Source organism: Colwellia sp. MB02u-10 (assembly GCF_014077185.1).
Taxonomy (GTDB): Bacteria; Pseudomonadota; Gammaproteobacteria; order Enterobacterales; family Alteromonadaceae; genus Cognaticolwellia.
Genome location: NZ_JACGVK010000110.1, coordinates 41,788 through 61,523, shown reverse-complemented (window position 1 = coordinate 61,523; position 19,736 = coordinate 41,788). Strand labels below are relative to the sequence as shown.

At 37.5% G+C, this 19,736-nt stretch carries 10 protein-coding genes; 7 read left to right on the top strand and 3 right to left on the bottom strand.

Annotation, left to right across the window (positions count from 1 at the left end; all coding sequences use genetic code 11):
* Positions 1-183: 183 nt before the first annotated feature.
* From H4J59_RS07305 to H4J59_RS07295, 3 genes are all read left to right on the top strand, one after another.
* Positions 184-1,710 carry a fumarate hydratase gene (locus H4J59_RS07305; protein ID WP_182238098.1) on the top strand — a complete coding sequence of 509 codons (1,527 nt, stop codon included), beginning with the start codon at positions 184-186 and terminating at the stop codon, positions 1,708-1,710.
* A gap of 270 nt (positions 1,711-1,980) precedes the next feature.
* Positions 1,981-2,190 (top strand): TIGR02922 family protein, encoded by a 210-nt coding sequence (locus H4J59_RS07300; protein WP_182238096.1) that lies wholly within the window; start codon positions 1,981-1,983, stop codon positions 2,188-2,190.
* Positions 2,191-2,651: 461 nt separating this feature from the next.
* Complete coding sequence (locus H4J59_RS07295; RefSeq protein ID WP_182238094.1) at positions 2,652-4,145, top strand: DNA recombination protein RmuC; 1,494 nt, start codon at positions 2,652-2,654, stop codon at positions 4,143-4,145.
* A 458-nt stretch (positions 4,146-4,603) separates the two neighbouring features.
* On the opposite strand, the gene H4J59_RS07290 is transcribed toward H4J59_RS07295, so the two are convergent.
* Together H4J59_RS07290 and H4J59_RS07285 are read right to left on the bottom strand one after the other, a co-directional pair.
* Complete coding sequence (locus tag H4J59_RS07290; RefSeq protein ID WP_182238092.1) at positions 4,604-5,941, bottom strand: sodium-dependent transporter; 1,338 nt, start codon at positions 5,939-5,941, stop codon at positions 4,604-4,606.
* Positions 5,942-6,321: 380 nt separating this feature from the next.
* Positions 6,322-7,593 carry a glutamate-5-semialdehyde dehydrogenase gene (locus H4J59_RS07285; RefSeq protein ID WP_182238090.1) on the bottom strand — a complete coding sequence of 424 codons (1,272 nt, stop codon included), beginning with the start codon at positions 7,591-7,593 and terminating at the stop codon, positions 6,322-6,324.
* A gap of 1,399 nt (positions 7,594-8,992) precedes the next feature.
* On the opposite strand from H4J59_RS07285, the gene proB reads away from it, so the two are divergent.
* Complete coding sequence (gene proB, locus H4J59_RS07280) at positions 8,993-10,162, top strand: glutamate 5-kinase (protein WP_182238088.1); 1,170 nt, start codon at positions 8,993-8,995, stop codon at positions 10,160-10,162.
* A gap of 589 nt (positions 10,163-10,751) precedes the next feature.
* Positions 10,752-12,224 (top strand): NAD-dependent succinate-semialdehyde dehydrogenase, encoded by a 1,473-nt coding sequence (locus H4J59_RS07275; RefSeq protein ID WP_182238086.1) that lies wholly within the window; start codon positions 10,752-10,754, stop codon positions 12,222-12,224.
* 238 nt (positions 12,225-12,462) lie between these two features.
* Here the strand turns inward: H4J59_RS07275 and H4J59_RS07270 are convergent, their stop codons facing one another.
* Positions 12,463-13,263: an ion transporter gene (locus tag H4J59_RS07270; protein WP_182238084.1), complete on the bottom strand. Its 801-nt coding sequence runs from the start codon at positions 13,261-13,263 to the stop codon at positions 12,463-12,465.
* A 390-nt stretch (positions 13,264-13,653) separates the two neighbouring features.
* Between H4J59_RS07270 and H4J59_RS07265 the strand changes: the two genes are divergently transcribed.
* The gene (locus H4J59_RS07265) at positions 13,654-16,527 is read left to right on the top strand and encodes a response regulator (protein ID WP_182238082.1); all 2,874 of its coding nucleotides are present in this window, start codon (positions 13,654-13,656) and stop codon (positions 16,525-16,527) included.
* A 267-nt stretch (positions 16,528-16,794) separates the two neighbouring features.
* Positions 16,795-19,611, top strand: coding sequence for an ATP-binding protein (locus H4J59_RS07260; protein ID WP_182238080.1), 2,817 nt, complete (start codon positions 16,795-16,797; stop codon positions 19,609-19,611).
* Positions 19,612-19,736: the final 125 nt, after the last annotated feature.

The window sequence follows — 19,736 nt, the reverse complement described above, 5'->3', positions numbered from 1 at the left end:
TTAAGTCATTATATTCAAACTACCTTGAGCTATTCAATGCTGCAGTTCGAAGTGGGGTTGCTATATTTGATCGTTATTATTAGACCATTTGATACTAGTAGGTCTTTAACAAGCAAGGTATGATATCGGCAAATTTATAACTTTCAACTCTTCTCTCGCCCAATTAATAAAAAAGAGACCGTTATGGCCATTATTAAACAAAAAGATTTAATCGAAAGTGTTGCAGACGCGCTGCAATATATTTCTTATTACCATCCACTAGATTTTATTCAAGCACTGGAAAAGGCCTACCACAAAGAAGAAAGCCAGGCAGCTAAAGATGCCATTGCGCAAATCTTAATTAACTCGCGTATGTCGGCTCATGGCAAGCGACCTATTTGTCAAGATACTGGTATTGTTACCTGTTTCGTCAAAGTGGGTATGGCTGTGCAGTGGGATAACACGGATATGACAGTACAACAAATGGTGGATGAAGGTACTCGTCGTGCTTATCTTAATCCTGATAACCCATTACGTGCATCTATTGTTTCTGACCCGGCAGGTAAGCGCATCAACACGAAGGATAATACGCCAGCGGTTGTGCATATTGAGATGGTGCCAGGTGATCAAATAGACGTGATGATCGCGGCCAAAGGCGGCGGCAGTGAAAACAAATCTAAAATGGCGATGTTAAACCCAAGTGACTCTATTGCCGACTGGGTTGTTAAAACTTTACCCACTATGGGCGCTGGTTGGTGTCCGCCAGGTATGCTGGGCATAGGTATTGGTGGAACAGCTGAAAAAGCCGGTGTATTAGCTAAAGAAAGCTTAATGGAACCCGTCAATATTCAAGACCTTATCGACCGTGGTCCAGAAAATGCCGAAGAAGAATTACGTTTAGAAATTTACGATAGGGTAAATAAACTCGGTATTGGCGCTCAAGGCTTGGGTGGCTTAACAACGGTTGTTGATATCAAAATCATGTCAGTGCCGACTCATGCGGCGTCAAAACCCGTAGTGATGATCCCAAATTGTGCGGCAACTCGACATGTACACTTTCATCTTGACGGCTCCGGTCCTGCCGACTTAACGCCACCTAAATTAGAAGATTGGCCAGAAATTACCTGGGAAGTGGGTGAAAATGTTCGTCGCGTTAACGTTGATGAGTTATCAAAAGCGGATATTAGTACCTGGAAAACCGGCGAAACCGTTTTACTTAGCGGCACCATTTTAACCGGTCGTGACGCAGCGCATAAACGTATTCAAGAAATGTTAGCTGCTGGAGAGAAACTGCCGGTAGACTTTACGGATAAATTTATTTACTACGTGGGTCCGGTTGATGCGATAGGCGATGAAGCAGTAGGCCCAGCAGGACCAACAACAGCAACCCGTATGGATAAGTTTACTGAAATGATGCTTGCCGAAACAGGTTTGCTAGGCACTATCGGTAAAGCCGAACGTGGCCCTGAAACCGTTCAGTCGATTAAAAATCATAAGTCGGTCTATTTAATGGCGGTGGGCGGCGCAGCCTATTTAGTTTCTAAAGCTATTAAGAAAGCAAAAGTAGTGGCTTTTGAAGATATGGGTATGGAAGCTATTTACGAATTTGTGGTTGAAGATATGCCAGTCACTGTCGCCGTTGATAGTTTAGGTGAATCAGTTCATGTCACTGGCCCAGCAATTTGGCAAGTAAAAATTGAAGAGCTAGACAGAAAATCAAAAGAAAAATAATCCGTTAGATTAGTATAAACGCCCATAAGGGCGTTTTTTTTGTTAAAATAAAGGTATCTTAATATCAATAAAACTAGCCAAAATACCAGTGAAATGTTATCGAATCGCTGCTTAAATGTTATTAAAATATTACATGTAAAAGTGGGAGTATTGTTTAATATAATAAAAACAGGCAGTTAATTAATTGCATGACGGATTTGGATTTCTGCTGTAAAATTTGAACTAATTCATCTAGTTATAAAGCTAAATTTGAAAGGTTGCAAATTATTAATGGACAAACATAACGATGTTGAACATCGCCTTATTACTATCATTTTTTATAGTAATATATCATTAAAACTTATGCATGAAGTGCGCACGTTTCCGCAAAGTAAAAGCGGTCGAGTCGTGATCCCCGCAAGCTTTAAAGTGGATAAATCTATCATTGCGGTTTGTGACGGTGCCGTTGCTATTATCGATAAATTTGGCGACAGAATCTAATAACCTCAGGCATGGCTGTTTCACGTTACTGATACCAATCTCACTAATTATCTGATCATTTTTACTGGTTGAAATAACCCACTACTGCGTTATTTATTTAATAATTAGCCCAACTAGTGATTAAATAAATGCCTTATATTTGGCCATTTTTTCTGCGTATAAAATAGACTGCCTAATTAATGAAATGGGTATGAACAAATAATTTTCACTACTAGATTTTTTATTGTTTGCTCATGGCTAGCTGTTGTGACTGAAATCAAGCTTTGTGACAAGATAAAACTAAAATAGTGATTATTTTGTGTTGCATAAATTTAAACGTGTATTTTTAGGTTATTGATAAATTGTTTATATTGGTTAAATATATATTCATTAACTGACCTGGGTTGATGTTAAATAACGATTAACCTTATTAATAAAGTATGCTTTAATAACTGTTAATATTTACAGTATTTGGCTTTACAATGAATTCACTATCCAACTCTTCACTTAACTTCCCATTCAATTCACCTTGGTTAGCTTTAGATAACTTCCCTGTCTTGGTTTTTATGGTGTTAGTGTTAATTATTAGTTTAATTATCATCGCATTAGTGTTATTTCGTCAAGTAAAAAATAGCCAAGTATCCTTTTTAGCACAGCAGCAACTTTTGCAGCAGTTAGTTGAAAAAGTAAACCTTAGTTATGAAGTTAACGGCAATAATCAGCAGCAACTACAACAACAGTTAAGTTTTAATCATCAACAATTAGCTCATCAGCAAAGTGAATTGAAAACTTACTTTGAGCAGCAAATTTCTGATTTTAAATTAAAATTATTACGCCAACATGGTGAGCAAGGTGAAAAACAAGCCCAGCAACTGTATAGCCATAGTGAGCAACTTAAAAAGACCTTATATGAACACCACGTTACTTTTAATGATAATCAACGCAACGCCACAGAACAATTATCTAGCCAACTTACAGCAACCTCTAAACTTGGCCGAGAAGAAATGGCAAAATCACTGCATTTATCCAGTGAGCAAATGGCTAAAAGAATTGATGAATTAACGATTTCAACCGATAACCGTCTAAAAGATATTAGTGGTCAAGTCGAAAAGCGTTTAGCCGACGGCTTCGAAAAAACCACCAAAACCTTTAATGACATTTTACAACGATTAGCCTTAATTGATGATGCACAGAAAAAAATTACTGAACTGTCCACTAATGTGGTGAGCTTGCAAGAAGTACTGTCAGATAAACGCTCACGTGGTGCTTTTGGCGAAGTACAGTTAAATGCTTTAATTCGTAACGTATTACCTGAACAGCACTTTTCACTGCAACATACCTTGTCAAACGGTAAAATTGCTGACTGTATTTTATTTCTACCTAAGCCAACCGGTAATGTGGTGGTTGACTCCAAGTTTCCGCTAGAAAGCTATAAAAAAATGGCTGACAATACCTTAGGTGAATTTGAGCGCAAAGCAGCAGAGCGGCAATTTAAAATTGATATTAAGAAGCATATTAATGATATCAGTGATAAATATTTAATTGAAAAAGAAACTGCCGATGGCGCGATAATGTTTATTCCAGCAGAAGCTATTTTTGCAGAAATACATGCACACCACGGTGACTTGGTTGATTATGCCAATAAAAAACGCGTTTGGTTAGCCTCGCCAACGACACTGATGGCGATTTTAACCACCGCACGTTCAGTGTTAAAAGACGAAGCAACCCGCAAACAAATACATGTTATTCAAGCGCATTTATCGCATCTTTCGACTGATTTTTCTCGCTTTAAGGGCCGTTTTGCCAATTTAGCAAAACATATTGATCAAGCGGCAAGTGACGTAAAACAAATCCATACCTCAGCGGATAAGATTAGCAACCGTTTTGATAAAATAGAGCAGGTAGAATTAAAGCAAGAAGATAAAGAAGAAAGTGAAAAAGAAGCAGAGGAAGAAGAGAGTGTAGCGATAACATAGGAATAAATACGGCTATAACTGAGTGTTCTAGCAGCAGTAGGTTAATGCTCAATCATTATAGGGCATAAATTATTTGCTCATGGCTGTCAGTAAGTGTTAACAGTTAACGCTAAATACCAAGTTGCCCCGTCGATATTTTACTTCGGTATTTCACTTGGACAATAACTTCAAAGCTCAATACTAAATAAAGTGTAAAATTAGCCCATCCAGTATTACACAGAGCTAAAAATAACTGGCAATAATATGAGCCAATAGTTGAGCATATAAACGCTTATATGCCTATTGGGTTAACAAGGCTTCCAGTGAAAATAGGCTTTAAGCCACATAAGTTTACGGCATAAATACTGAGTTAGAGTGGGATGATGATGCTTTAAAAAACGTCCCTACAGCCGTGTATAGTGACGTTTTTAAATCATGGTTTTACGCTAATCGCGCCATTAGCATTTCATCTATTTGACTTAATTTAATATAGCCACATTGACAAATACTACCGTTAACAATAACGGACAAACAAAGCGTAAATAATTGCCCCATATGGGTAACCATTTTCTGCCTTCTTGCAAAGAAACATCGCGTAGCTTGTTACCGCGTTTCCATAACCAGCCAACAACAATAAAGTAAAACAAACAGCTCAGTGGCTGTAAAATAGTCGTAAGTACACGAATCACCATACCAAACAGGCTATCAAAAAATGTGATTATGGTCATACTGGCGGTTAATACAATGGCTGATACCAACCAAGTTGCCTTAGAACGGCTAAGATTTTTATCTTCAACAAGATAAGCCACAGGTACTTCTGTTGAAGAAATCGTCGAGGTGAGGGCAGCAATGGATAATAACGAAAAAAAGCCTATGGCTACTACCATGCCTATGTTGCCCATAGAGTTAAAAAGCTCTGGCAATATGTTGAAAATAAGTTGACCTTCACCAATTAACTTATCACCTTGAAATACTTGCTGTCCGGCAGCTTCTGCAACATAAAGTGCTGGAATAATTAATAAACCAGCCATAAAAGCAATAAAGGTATCGAGTACGGTAATAGAAATAGCGAGCTTACCTATATCGTCATCTTTCTTCATATAAGATCCGTAAACCATCATGCCACCAACGCCAATAGAGAGTGAGAAAAAGGCTTGGCCCATGGCAGAAATAATTAACTTTGGATTAGTGACCTGTGAAAAATCGGGTATTAAATATGTTCTTAAACCTTTTTCTGCCCCGGGTTGTTGCAATATGTAAGTAATTAATGCGACTAGCATGATCAATAAAACTGGCATTAATCGCGCAGACCATTTTTCAATGCCGGCGTTAACCCCTTGATGAATAATAGCCGCGCCAAGTAATATAAAAACGGGTGTAAATAATAAATTTCTTAACGTGCTTGATGTAGCAAGCCACTGAGAAATATCATGATAACCCAATAACTCTGCAAGTGGTGATATTGCATGTGCGAGCATCCAGCCAGCCACAATGGTGTAGAAACTTAACATCATGATGGCGCCGCCTAAACCAATCAAACCGGCATATTTACCCAGCCTTGGTGCGGTGTCGCGACAAGCATCTTCTAATGCTGAAACTGGGTTTTTCTGTGCTTGGTTGCCAATATAAACTTCGGCATAAAGTGCCGGTAGGGCCAGTAATACGGTAACGACTAAATAAACAAATAAAAAGGCGCCACCACCATTATTGGCTGCTTGAGTTGGAAAACCCCAAATATTGCCTAAACCAATGGCCGAACCCGCGGCAGCGAGAACAAAACCTATTCTCGAATGAAATGAATCTCTGATATTACTCATAAATGATAATTATTATTGTAGTTATTAATGCTTTGGTTTGAGCTTACCTAGTTAACACGGGTTAGCAAAGTTTTTTTAACGATTTGTTGGTTTTGATTTTATGTTTTTATCATTTTATTTTTGCAGGGTGACTTATGGGGTATTAAGTAAGCAATAGTTAATAAAACGTCAAGGATCAAAAATTTTAAATGTACAAGAAGGGTACATGAACATAGACAGTGTAAAAACGTAAACCGTTTTTAAAAATAAAACGCTAGACACTTTTCTATTTCATCATCTTATCGAAATTGACGGCCTGCACAAAGATACAGTAAACAAAAAGCTATTAATCAATAGTGCTTAATAGCTTTTTGTTTTACTTAGTCATCTTGTGCTTAGGATTAAGGACGGATTTGTCCTTGGCCAGCAACACGATATTTAAATATCGTTAGTTGCTCAAGACCTACAGGTCCACGTGCGTGAATTTTACCGGTAGCAATACCGATTTCAGCGCCCATACCAAATTCACCACCGTCTGAAAACTGGGTTGATGCATTATGCATCACTACCGCTGAATCAACTGCACGCATAAAAATTTCTGCTGTTTCTGCGTTTTCAGTAATAATAGCGTCAGTATGCTTAGACGAGTGCTGGTCGATAAAATCAAGCGCTTCTTCTAAGTCGTCTACAACTTTGACCGATAAAATAGCGTCAAGATATTCGGTGTCCCAGTCAGCGTCATTAGCGGGATTAATTCGTGCGTCACAGGCTTGGGCTGCAAGGTCACCTCGAACTTCACAACTGTCTAAGGTATTAAGCAATTTAGGCAAAAACTCAGCAGCTATTGCTTGGTTTACGACTAAACTTTCGGTCGCACCACAAACACCGGTTCTACGTAGTTTGGCATTTTTAACAATACTCAATGCTTTTGCTAAGTCGGCGTCTTTATCAATATAAATGTGATTGTTGCCATCGAGATGCAACAATGTTGGCACCTGAGCTTCGTTTCTCACTAGCTCTACAAGGCCACGGCCACCACGAGGGATAACTAAGTCTACATATTCAGCACAACGCAGTAATGCAGCAACGGCAGAACGGTCATCGGTATCAACGAGTTGTATACAAGTGGTTGGTAAATTAGCTGCACGCAAGCCTGTTGCCATACACTCAACAATAATGCGAGTAGAATTAAGACTTTCAGAGCCGCCGCGCAATATCACCGTATTACCTGACTTTAAACATAAGGCACCAGCATCTGCACCCACATTGGGGCGAGACTCATAGATCATACCAATAACACCGATAGGTGTTGATACACGGGTTATTTTTAGGCCATTGGGACGATCAAATTCTGCCAGGGCTCGACCAATAGGATCGGGTAGTTTGGCAATGCTTTCTAAGGCGACAGCCATAGCTTCGACTCTTTCAGGATTCAATTCAAGGCGATCAATAAATGACTCAGCTTTACCCGCTTTTCTAACCCTTAAAACGTCTAAAGCATTTGCTTCAAGTAGTGCTGGCGTATTCTGACGTAACGCATCGGCGGCAACGGTTAATGCTTGGTTTTTTTGTTCGGTAGTGGCACTGGCCAGAATCTTGGCTGCGGCTTTAGCCTGCTTACCAAGATTTTCAATCATAGTTTCAGTATCGATTATTTTATTACTATTTGACATAAATGAGTTTCCTTTTGCTTATTCGCTTCACTCTAAACTGTTTGGTAAATTCAAGATTATGGTATTAAATTGTTAACTTTTATTTTTATTGCCAATATTTATATTAAAAATAATATTAAAACAATAGTAAAAGTTCAGCTTAAAGTACTTAATAGTATTCACTGTGCTCAATACTACTTTAGATGTTAATTTAATCGTTATTTATTTAACCTTGAGCCACTTCATCGCCTTGGCGAAGAAATATCAACGCAGCGCCACTGCCTGTTGATCAGTGGCTAAAAAGGTCGAATTAATGAGTGTATCTCATTTGACATTTTGCTGAGACGCTGCCAATTCTGCCCCCATTGTACCATTTTTACTGATCACTTAGTTTTATCATATTTAGACGTGCTGTCTGTGCGTCATTACCAATTTCATTGAGCCAGGCAAGTGTGTCGAGTACCCGTGCTTTGGTGGTGCGAGCTAAAAACCCCAGTGTTATCACTGATTCAAGCCAGCAGCACGCAATTTCAAAAGCATAACCTGAGCCGTTTCCACCTATACTGTAACTCGGTTTAGCTCATTTTCGCTGGCAGCCAAATCCGTATAACCAAACGCTTCAGTTAATCCCACGACAGTGTCTAATTGCGCTAACACCTAGACCAATATGAGCCAGCACATTTTGCATCAAACAGATAATCGTTTGTTTGCTAACCCGCTTTTCTATTGAGGATACCGAGTAACCTTCGGCGATAGAAAATAAGGTAACCTGAATCAGTAAGGTAGCGACAATAGGCTAACAATACTTTTTCAATAAGTGCGTTTTAATCGACATAACCTTGATTAGACAGCTCTTTAATTGCTTGTGTGACAACAATACAGGGAGGCGTTTTAACTAAAGAGGAATTAATGATGGCCATTGTCTGAACAGTAGAAGTTACCCAGTGAGTCAACAATGAAGCACAATCGTCCCACAACCAATCATAATTAATGACATAAAACTCCTCATGCTTTTAGTTTGCTGTTAAATGAAATACAGCCTGTTTTGCAAGTGTTCAATATAACCTTAAAAAACAATCTTAAAAACTCGTTTTACATTCGTTTTACATTCGTTTTGCATTCGTTTTGCATTCGTTTTGCAAAGGTGATTTTAAGTTCAATTGAAAAAATAGGGTTTTTAGTATATAATCTCCCAACTCATTTGTCGATTGTTGTCAAATTTTAACGTTTTTTTAAACGTTTCAGCAATTTTTTATCTATCATCTCTAAGGCAATATATTGCTAGTAAAACTGATGTTTTGATAATAAGATAATCGCACACCGACAAAAAATATTACGGAAATATCTGTAGACTTATGCACCAAACTTTTATTGGTTCAGCCCAGATATTTAATTATATTAATCAGAAGACGGAGTCATTTTGCCCTCATTCGAACAACCAAAATCAGAAAAAGTTTCACGAATCAAACCTCGTATAGTCATTAAAGTTGGCTCGAGCCTTTTAGCAAACGTTAAGAATTTAACACCTAGTTTCGCCTTCATGCATGGCTTGCTTAATGATATTTCTGCGTTACGTGATCAAGGATACGAAGTTGTACTTACGTCCTCAGGATCAGTTGCATTAGGTCTTAATACCGTTGGCTGTACCATTGAAAACGCCAGCGTTCAAGACAAACAAGCAGCAGCGGCTTGTGGACAACCCATCTTAATGCATGCTTATAAGCAAATTGCATTAGAGTATGGTTTTGATATTGCACAGGTATTAGTTACCTTAGATGATCTCGAAAACCGACGTCGTTTTCTTAACGTCAAAAATACGGTACACCGTTTGATCAAACAGGGTGTAATGCCGATTGTCAACGAAAATGATACCGTGACCACCGAAGAAATTCGTGTCGGTGACAACGATAGACTAGCAGCGAAAGTCGCTCAAATGATTGGTGCTGAGTATCTGTTTATTTTAACTTGTATCGACGGCGTTTATGACCGAAACCCTTCAGAAGAAGGTGCGATATTTGTTGAATCTATTGAAGATGTCAGCAGTTACATGGAAGCGGCAAGCAGTACCAGTTCTTTAGGTACCGGCGGTATGCTGACTAAATTGCAAGCAGCAAATATGGCACAGAATGCCGGTTGCACCACTATTATTGCTAGAGGAACAATGGAAGATCCTGTTACTGCAATACTACGTGGCGAACGCAAGCACACCAAATGTATTGCCCATTCATCTCCTTCATCGGCATGGAATATTTGGTTGACAGATCGCTTGCAAATGGCTGGTAGCCTAGTGATCAAACAAGATGTAGCTGACTCATTATATGGTGGTGACGATGGTTTTACCTGCCATGATGTTGTTTCTATACACGGAAATTTCGAACGCGCAGACGTGCTTCACGTCTATGATGAAAAAGGTGAAGAAATAGCACGTGGTTTGTGTAATTTCTCATCAGATGAAACTGCTATTATTTCAAGCCGTCCAGAAGAGACTGTTGAGAATATACTTGGCTATGCTGCATCGCATCGTCTGATTAACAGTGAAAATTTAGTCGTATTGGCTGAACATCATCTTTCTTGGGATGAACCGGTTTAAAGTGAATCGTTAATCACTTTGATATAACAACAAGGGCCGCTGTTGCATACTGCTTTCGCTTTATCTGCGTTACTGTCGTATTCAACCGGCCTTATTTTTATTTAAAAATTGTTACTCCCCCCTAATTTATTTTCACTTCGAAAAATTTAATAACCTTTACCTTTACTCCTAGCTTAAATGCCTTAGTGATAATTGGCATAATTGAGTTTGAGTTTTAGCTAGGCTGTTGAGCACTATATTTCCCCGTACAACAAGATCACAAACTTAATGAAACGGCTATAACCTGTTATTCTAGAACTTTTTATTAACGTCATCGTTAGTATCGATTTGATTAAATAGTAACTCAGCTTTTTCATAACAGAAAATGAATAATGACCAACCATAAAACTTAGTCAGCAGCTAGATTACTTATAAATCTCATAACAGAGCAGCTGTTTATGTTAACCCTCAACGTGAGCAAGTAATTAATCAAATGGGTATAAGTATAAGTAGCTTTTACTTATTTTAAGATCACCAGCACAGATCTCAGTTGACGTATCCCTTATTTTAATTGATATTCATAACTCAACAGATGGCAATGGAGCTTAATATGCAAAATAACTCAGATCTTGGTTTACAAGATAGTCAGTTAGTTAAAAATTGTTCATACATTAATGGTAATTGGCATAGCAGTGAAGCTCAGATCATTGTAACCAATCCAGCTGATGGCAGTGAAGTGGCGAAAGTAAGTAATGCTGGTGTTGTTGAAACAGAATTGGCGGTAAATGCCGCCAAAGGCGCATTAAAAATGTGGTCAGTAAAATCGGCCAACGAACGTGCAGGCATAATGCGTAATTGGTTTAATTTGATGCTCCAACATCAAGACGATCTTGGCCGAATATTAACCTTAGAACAAGGTAAGCCACTTGCCGAAGCTAAAGGCGAAGTAGCTTATGGCGCGGCATTTATTGAATGGTTTGCAGAAGAAGGCAAGCGAGTTTATGGTGATACGATCCCAGGACCGTCAGGGGATAAACGTATTATAGTGATTAAACAGCCAGTAGGTGTCGTTGCCTCGATCACACCCTGGAATTTCCCTAATGCTATGATCGCCAGAAAAGCCGCGGCTGCACTAGCTTCCGGTTGTACTTTTGTTGTTCGTCCGGCAACACAAACACCACTTTCAGCTTTAGCTATGGCTGAGCTTGCCAAGCGAGCAGGCATTCCTGCAGGGGTATTTAATGTGGTGGTTGGTGACGACGCTAGTGGTATAGGTAAAGTGTTAACTCAGCACCCTGATGTTGCTAAGTTTACCTTCACAGGGTCAACGCCAGTAGGAAAAACGTTGTTGAGCCAATGTGCTACAACTGTGAAGAAAGTATCAATGGAGTTGGGCGGCAATGCGCCTTTTATCGTTTTTGCCGATGCTGACATTGATGCGGCTGTACAAGGGGCGTTGCTTTCAAAATATCGTAATGCTGGCCAAACTTGTGTTTGCACTAATCGTATTTTCGTTCAAAACCAAGTGTTGGAAGAATTTACTGAAAAATTCACAGCTAGCGTGGCGAAATTAGCGATAGGTAATGGTTTAGATGACGGCATTATCATTGGTCCTATGATTTCTAGCCAGGCGGTTAATGATGTTGATAAATTAGTGCAAGCATCTATTGCAGCGGGCGCGAAAGTCATTTTGGGTGCTAAGAAAGACCCCGCGGGCGAAAACTTTTACCAAGCAACAATTTTGAGTCATGTTACCAATGATATGCCTGTTGCTAAAAATGAAATATTTGGTCCAGTTTCTCCCATTATCGCCTTCGATAATGAAGCCGAGGTCATCGCTATGGCTAATGATACGGAATTTGGTCTAGCCGCTTATTTTTATGCCAGAGATATTGGTAGAATTTGGCGTGTTGCCGAAGGGCTTGAGTATGGAATGATTGGCATTAACGAAGGCATTATTTCTAACGCTGCTGCGCCATTTGGTGGTGTTAAGCAATCAGGTAGTAGCCGTGAAGGCTCGAAATATGGCTTAGATGATTATTTGGAAATTAAATATTTATGCTTGGGTGGTTTAGATAAATAGCGCTATTATGCCAGTATTATCACTTGCTTTATTGATAATGACTTAGTTGATATTCACTGAGTATTAACTATTCAAGCCATATAAAATATGGCTTGAATAGTTAAAAATAGGGTTGAATCTGTGGTTACTTGTCGTGATGCCAAATTTTTATGTCATTCATACGGATAATGACCAATTGTCGATAAAATTATCAGTATGGGTAAGGCGTTAACTTTTAACGCGCGTAGCCAAAAACTACTTAACTAGAACTCTTTTTGTTATCCAGCTGCAAAATAAGTGTTTTTAATTCTGTTATCTCTTGTTTTAAGTCACTTAACGTTGGCTGATTTTTGTTCTTTACTTTTGAGCGCTCTTCTTCCATCACATTAACCACAATACCAATGACCATGTTGAGAAAGGCGAATGCAGTAAAAAAGATAAAGGTTATGTAGTAAATCCAGCTATAAGGATAAATTTCCATCGTCTCATATTGAATGTCGGTCCAATCTTCAAACGTCATTACCCTAAAAAGTGTTAGCATCGATATCGCGATATCACCCCATAATTTCGGGTTAATGGTATTAAACAAAAAACTACCAACAGCCGCGTAGATATAAAAAATAATAAACATCAACAACACGACATAGCCTAATTGAGGCATGGCCTTAACCAGCGAATTAATGAGTATTCTAAGTTCAGGCACAACAGATACCATTCTTAAAACACGAAACACCCTAACTAACCTAGCCAGTAAAACCATTTCAGAATGATTTATTGGGATAAGGCTGACAACAACGACTAGCGTATCGAAGATATTCCAAGCGGATTTAAAAAAGTTTATTTTCTTTTCTTCTGTAAGAAAGCGTAACGAAATTTCAAATAAGAAAAAAAGTGTGATGAAGGTATCGAGCAGTGAGGTAATAGAAATAGCTGTACTTGAAAGCGGGAAAGTCTTAGCGCCAATTTCAAGTGCAGAAATTATAATGACGCAGATAACACTTAATTCGAAAAATTTATTGTTTTTTAACTGGGTGAATGCAACTTTAGTTTTCTGATACATTGAGATAACTTTAATCATGGATTATGGGGATATTTAACCTCGGATTATAAGCCTTTTTTCATGCTCTTGGCTAAGTTTTAGTGAGATTTTTAGTGAAATTTTAGTAACTATTTATGTTGAAAGAACAGCCATTTTTTTGAAGAAATTTTTGAGGTAGTACAGCCTTAATGTCAAAGTAAGGCAAGACAATATAATAAAATATAAGACATTGTAAGATAAGATAAGATAAGGTAAAAATCAATTACCCTTTGCATTGTTAGTAGAATAGTAAAATGCTATAACTACCCACCACATATACTTTTATCAATTGAAATAATAGATTATAACTATATGAGTAAATATAAGCATTCACTTGCTAGTAAACAATCAGCGTATTTTAAGGTGTCATGGATGACGGTTCCCAACCGAACGTTGTTATTATTTTTCTTGATTTTATTTGCAAATCTATTCGTCGGCTTTACTGCGCAAAGTCAAAGCCGAAGCCAAGACCCAACCCCATACGTTGATAAAAATTTTGGTCAGAAGCTGTCTACAATCGAAGCCATGGTGGATCAAAAGCAAGCTTTAGAGTTAATCACCTTACTCAGTGCAGACAAAACGTTATCAACTTTAGGTAAACTTTCCGTTTTAGCCAGTCAAAGTAGAATATATCATCAATTAGGCCAACTTGAGAACGCCATTGAAACTGCTCAAAAAGAGCAGCAACTTGCCAATGAATTTGACTTAAAAAGACTTGCTGCTAATGCTTCTAAAAGAGTGGGCGTTTATGCCTATTATAATGGTAAAAATAGCTTGGCTTTATACTCATACCAACAAGCACTTAATTATTACCTCACTCTCGACGAGCCTATTGCCCAAGCCAATTTATACAACAATATTGCTTTGGTTTATGGTAGAACAGCCCAAAATGATCTTGAGTTAGCGATATATCAGAAAATTCAACCTATTTATCAGAAATTTGGCAGTAAAAAAGATCAACTTGACGTCTTCAATAATATTGCCAATTTGTATTTGCGCTTAAAGCGCTACGATGTATCAATTCAAATGTTTTATGACATCATAGAAAAACGCAAAGCAATTTCAGATAAAATCGGTCTAGCAATGGCTTATAGTGATTTGGGCTCTTCCTATAAGTATGCGGGCGATTATCAACAAGCTGCACACTTCATGAAATTGGCACTTAGTTTACATCGTCAAAATAAAGATGACTATAATGCCGCGTCTACCTTACATAATTTAGCCGAACTTAATAATTTCCTTCAGAACATCGACCAAGCGATAACTTATGCTAAGGAAGGTATTAACTTAAGTGTTGAGCAGGGACACAATAATGCCTATGTAGGGGCAAAATATAGCTTAGCTACCGCTTATTTTTATCAAGGAAAATATGATCTAGCATTGCAACATCTTGAACAATCTACTGAAGTGATCAACCAAATCGGCAATAAAGAACAACTTAAGCACAATTTATCACTACAAGCCCTTATATATGCAGCGCAACATCATCCTTTTAAAGCCGTTAAAAGCCTACGTGATTTTATGCAAACACAACTTGAATTAGCCAATAACCAACTTAACTCGCAATTGGCTATTTTTGATTCTGAGCAACTAAAGCAACAAGTTGAGCAGTTAAAGCAACAAAAACGTTTACAAGTACTGGAAATGAGCCGTTCGTCACAAGTGCGTATTATTATGATTATTATGATTATTGCCATCTTACTGATTGGTTTTTTAATTGCACGTAGACTAATAGAGCGGCGCTCAAAGCAAGCACTTGAGTCAAAAGTCAAACAAAGAACCACCGAGCTTGAATATTTAATGCAAGAGCTACAAAGTGCTAACAAGATTAAAAGTCAGTTTTTAGCGAACATGAGTCATGAAATTAGAACACCTTTAACCACAGTTATTGGTCAAGCTGAGGCGATAATAAGTGGTGATGTTGAAGATGAATTTATTGGTAAAGAAGTTAAAATTATTCATGGCAATAGCTTACATTTACTCGAACTAACTAACAATATTCTCGATTTAAGTAAAATTGAAGCCAACAAAATAGAACTTGAAATACAAACACAAAACTTGCACGACATTTTGCAAGAACTCGCGAATATGTTCAGCTTACAAGCAAGTTCTAAAGGTTTAACTTTTGACATTATTCATTGCTTGCCAGAGCCTTTTTTAATCGAGATGGACGGTTTTCGAGTTAAACAAATTTTGATCAACTTATGCGCTAATGCCGTTAAGTTCACCCCAAGAGGACATGTAGAATTAAACATTAGTCAAAGTGAAAATAACTTAATGTTTAAAATTACCGACAGTGGCATCGGCATGAGTAGTTCGCAGCTGCAAAGCCTATTTGAAAGCTTCACCCAAGGGGATAGTAGTATTAGTCGACGCTTTGGTGGTACCGGCTTAGGGTTATGTTTATCAGACCAGTTAGCTAAAATCATGGGGGGTAAAATTGAAGTTGAAAGTGTGTTAAATCAGGGCAGTGTTTTTGCCTTTAGCTTACCTTGTAAAGCCAGTTTCAGTGCGCAATGTAGTGAAAGTAAAATATCGTCCACCGAAGTTACTATTGAGCAAGAACGCCCAAAATTGCAGGGCACCATTTTACTGGCGGACGATCACAACGATAATAGACGACTTATTGCTCGATTATTAGCGTCATTGGGGCTAGAGGTGTTAACCGCCCGTAACGGTTTTGAAGCGGTCGCGTTATTTGAACAACACCAACCCGAGTTAATTTTAATGGATATTCAAATGCCAGAAATGGATGGTATCGAGGCGTTTAATATTTTACGGCAAAAGGGCTGTAAAACCCCGATTATTGCCTTAACGGCAAACGCTATGTCGCATGAAATAACGCATTATTTATCCTTAGGCTTTAATGGCCATTTATCTAAACCTATTGAACTAAATATTTTTATACCAACGATTACAAAATTTTACGATGGCAGTTTTTCGTACGAAAAAGCCAGTGAAATTTTTAATAACCTTGATATGTCAGACTTAGTGCAAAAATTTAAATCGAATCTAGTGTTAGAGCAGCAAGACTTGGTGTTACACATTAATAATAATGATCTTGAACAACTAAGTAAATTATCACATCGCATTGCTGGAGCCGCCCAAATGTTTGGCTTTGCTGAGTTATCTAAATGTGGCTTGCAATTAGAAGCAGTCATTAAAAAAAATCAAAACAATCAAAGCTCGAGTGTTAGTCACCACACCCAAGAATTATTAAATGAGATAGACCAAGTGCTATGGTAAAATGCATCTAAATAAGCTTTATCATGTAAAATAAAAGCTATTTTTGGTGTTATATCTGATTAAAGCAACAAAAGAAATCAATGACCTAGAGCGTTGTTAGTCGAATACTAAAATGCTATAACTAGCCGCTAAATAATATATTTATCAATTGAAATAATAGACTAAAGCTAAATGAGCAAAAAGAGCAAGTTACTTGTTAGTAAAAAAAACGCATATTTTAAGCGGTCATCGAAAGTAATTTTCAAGCGAATATTGTTATTAATTTTATTGACAAATTTATTCACCAGTTCTGCGGTGCAAAGTCAGAACCAAAGTTTATATATAGGTAAACACTTTGGCCAGCAGCTATCGGTAATCGAAGCCATGGTCGACAAAAAGCAAGCTTTGGTGTTAATTACCTCGCTCAGTAAAGATAAAACCTTATCAACCTTAGATAAACTCTCGGTTTTAGCTAGTCAAAGTAGAATACTTCATCAATTAGGTCAACTTGACCATGCTATTGACGTTGCCCAAAAAGAGCAACAACTTGCTCAGGAGTTTGACTTAAAACAACTTGAAGCTGACGCCTATAAAAGAGTGGGAGTTTATGCCTACTATAAAGGTAAATATGCTTTGGCTTTACATTCATATCAACAAGCACTTAATTATTATCTTATCCTCGATGAACCCATTGCCCAAGCAAATTTGTATAATAATGTTGCCTTAGTTCATGCAAAAACCAGTGAGTTTGAAAGTGCGCTGTTGAGCTATCAACTAGCGGAAAAAATATATCAAAAATTTGGCAGTGAAACCGACAAAATCGATGTGAAATTTAATATAGCCGATTTTCATTTAGAGCTAAAACGTTACGATATAGCGATATCTATGTATCTTGACGTAATAGAAAGTCGGATAAAAATTTCAGATATAAAAGGTATCGTTATGGCATATAGTGATATAGGCATCGCTTACAAATATGCCGGTGATTATGAAAAAGCTGAGTATTATATGACACTGTCGCTTAACTCTTCCCGCAAAAATAAATATGATTTTTATACTGCCACGGTGTTATATCACTTAGCCGAACTACATAACGACCTTCATAATATCGACCAAGCCATAACTTATGCCACAGAAAGCCTTCGCTTAAGTATTGAGCAAGAACACGACAATGCTTATGTAGGTGCACTATATAGTTTAGCCAAAGCCTCTTTTTATCAAGGGAAATATGACTTGGCATTAGAATATACTGAGCGTTCAAGTGAAATGGCTAAAAAGAGGGACAATAAAAATCAAATACAATATAACCTTTCACTACAGTCAGTTATATATGCTGCGCAGCATAAAAACTTTAAAGCAGTTAAAAGTCAACGTGATTTTTTGCAAGTAAAATTTGAATTAGATAATAATGAACTTAATTCAAAATTAGCTTTATTTAACTCTGATCAACTAAAACAAGAAGTAGAACAATTAAAGCAACAAAAACGTTTACAAGAACTCGAAGTGGAGCGGTCTTCACAAACGCGTATTATTATTATTATTGTGGTTGTTGCCAGCTTACTGATTAGTTTTTTAATTGCACGTCGAGTAATAGAACTGCGCTCAAAGCTAGGACTTGAGTCAAAAGTAAAACAAAGAACCACTGAACTCGAATATTTAATGCAAGAATTACAAAGTGCTAATAATATTAAAAGTCAGTTTTTAGCGAACATGAGTCATGAAATTAGAACACCATTAACCACAGTTATTGGTCAAGCTGAGGCGATAATGAATGGTGATGTTGAAGAGGATTTTATTGGTAAAGAAGTTAAAATTATTCATGGCAATAGCTTACATTTACTCGAACTGACTAACAATATTCTTGATTTAAGTAAAATTGAAGCCAACAAAATAGAACTTGAAATACAAACACAAAACTTGCACGACATTTTGCAAGTACTCGCTAATATGTTCAGCTTGCAAGCAAGCTCGAAAGGTTTAACTTTTAACATTATTCACTATTTGCCAGAGCCATTTTTGATCAAGATGGATAGTTTTCGAGTTAAACAAATTTTGATCAACTTATGCGCTAATGCGGTTAAATTCACCCCAAAAGGGCATGTAGAATTAAACATTAGTCAAAGTGAAAATAACTTAATATTTAAAATTACTGACAGTGGCATCGGTATGAGCAGTTCCCAGCTGCAAAGTATATTTGAAAGCTTTACCCAAGGGGATAGCAGTATTAGCCGACGCTTTGGTGGGACCGGCTTAGGACTATGTTTATCAGACCAGTTAGCCAAAATCATGGGCGGTAAAATTGAAGTTGAAAGTGAGCTAAACCAGGGCAGTGTTTTTGCTTTTAGTTTACCCTGTACAGCCAGTTTGAGTGAGCAATGCAGTGAAAGTAGCATATCGTCTACTAAAGTCACTGTTGAAGAAGTCGCTTCGCCATTACAGGGCACCATTTTACTGGCTGAAGATCACAACGATAATAGACGACTTATTGCTCGATTATTATCGTCGTTAGGGCTAAAGGTTTTAACTGCCCGTAACGGTATAGAAGCGGTCGCGTTATTTGAACAACACCAACCCGAATTGATTTTAATGGATATTCAAATGCCAGAAATGGATGGTATTGAGGCGTTTAATATCTTGCAGCAAAAGGGCTGTAAAACGCCAATTTTTGCATTAACGGCAAATGCCATGTCGCATGAAATAACGCATTATTTATCCTTGGGCTTTAGTGGCCATTTATCTAAACCCATTGAACGAAATATTTTTATACCAACGATTACAAAATTTTACGATGGCAGTTTTTCACATGAAAAAGCCAGTGAAATTTTTAGTAATCTCGATATGTCAGATTTAGTACAAAAATTTAAATCAAACTTGGTATTAGAGCAGCAAGACTTAGTGTTACACATTAATAACAATGATTTTGATCAACTGGGCAGACTATCGCATCGCATTGCCGGTGCCGCGCAAATGTTTGGCTTTGCTGAGCTATCTAAATGTGCTCTGAAACTAGAAATGATAATTAAAAGCAATCAAAACAACCAAAGTTTGGTGGTCAATAATCACACCCAACAATTGTTGAATGAAATAGACCAGGTGCTATGGTAAGGCGTATCTAAGCATGCTTATTAGTATTTAAATAGGTTATTTAAATACTGTTTCTAAGGGGATATTTAAATCTAGCGCTATGTTAAATTTGAGCGCTAATGACCGCGAATATTTTTCAATCACAC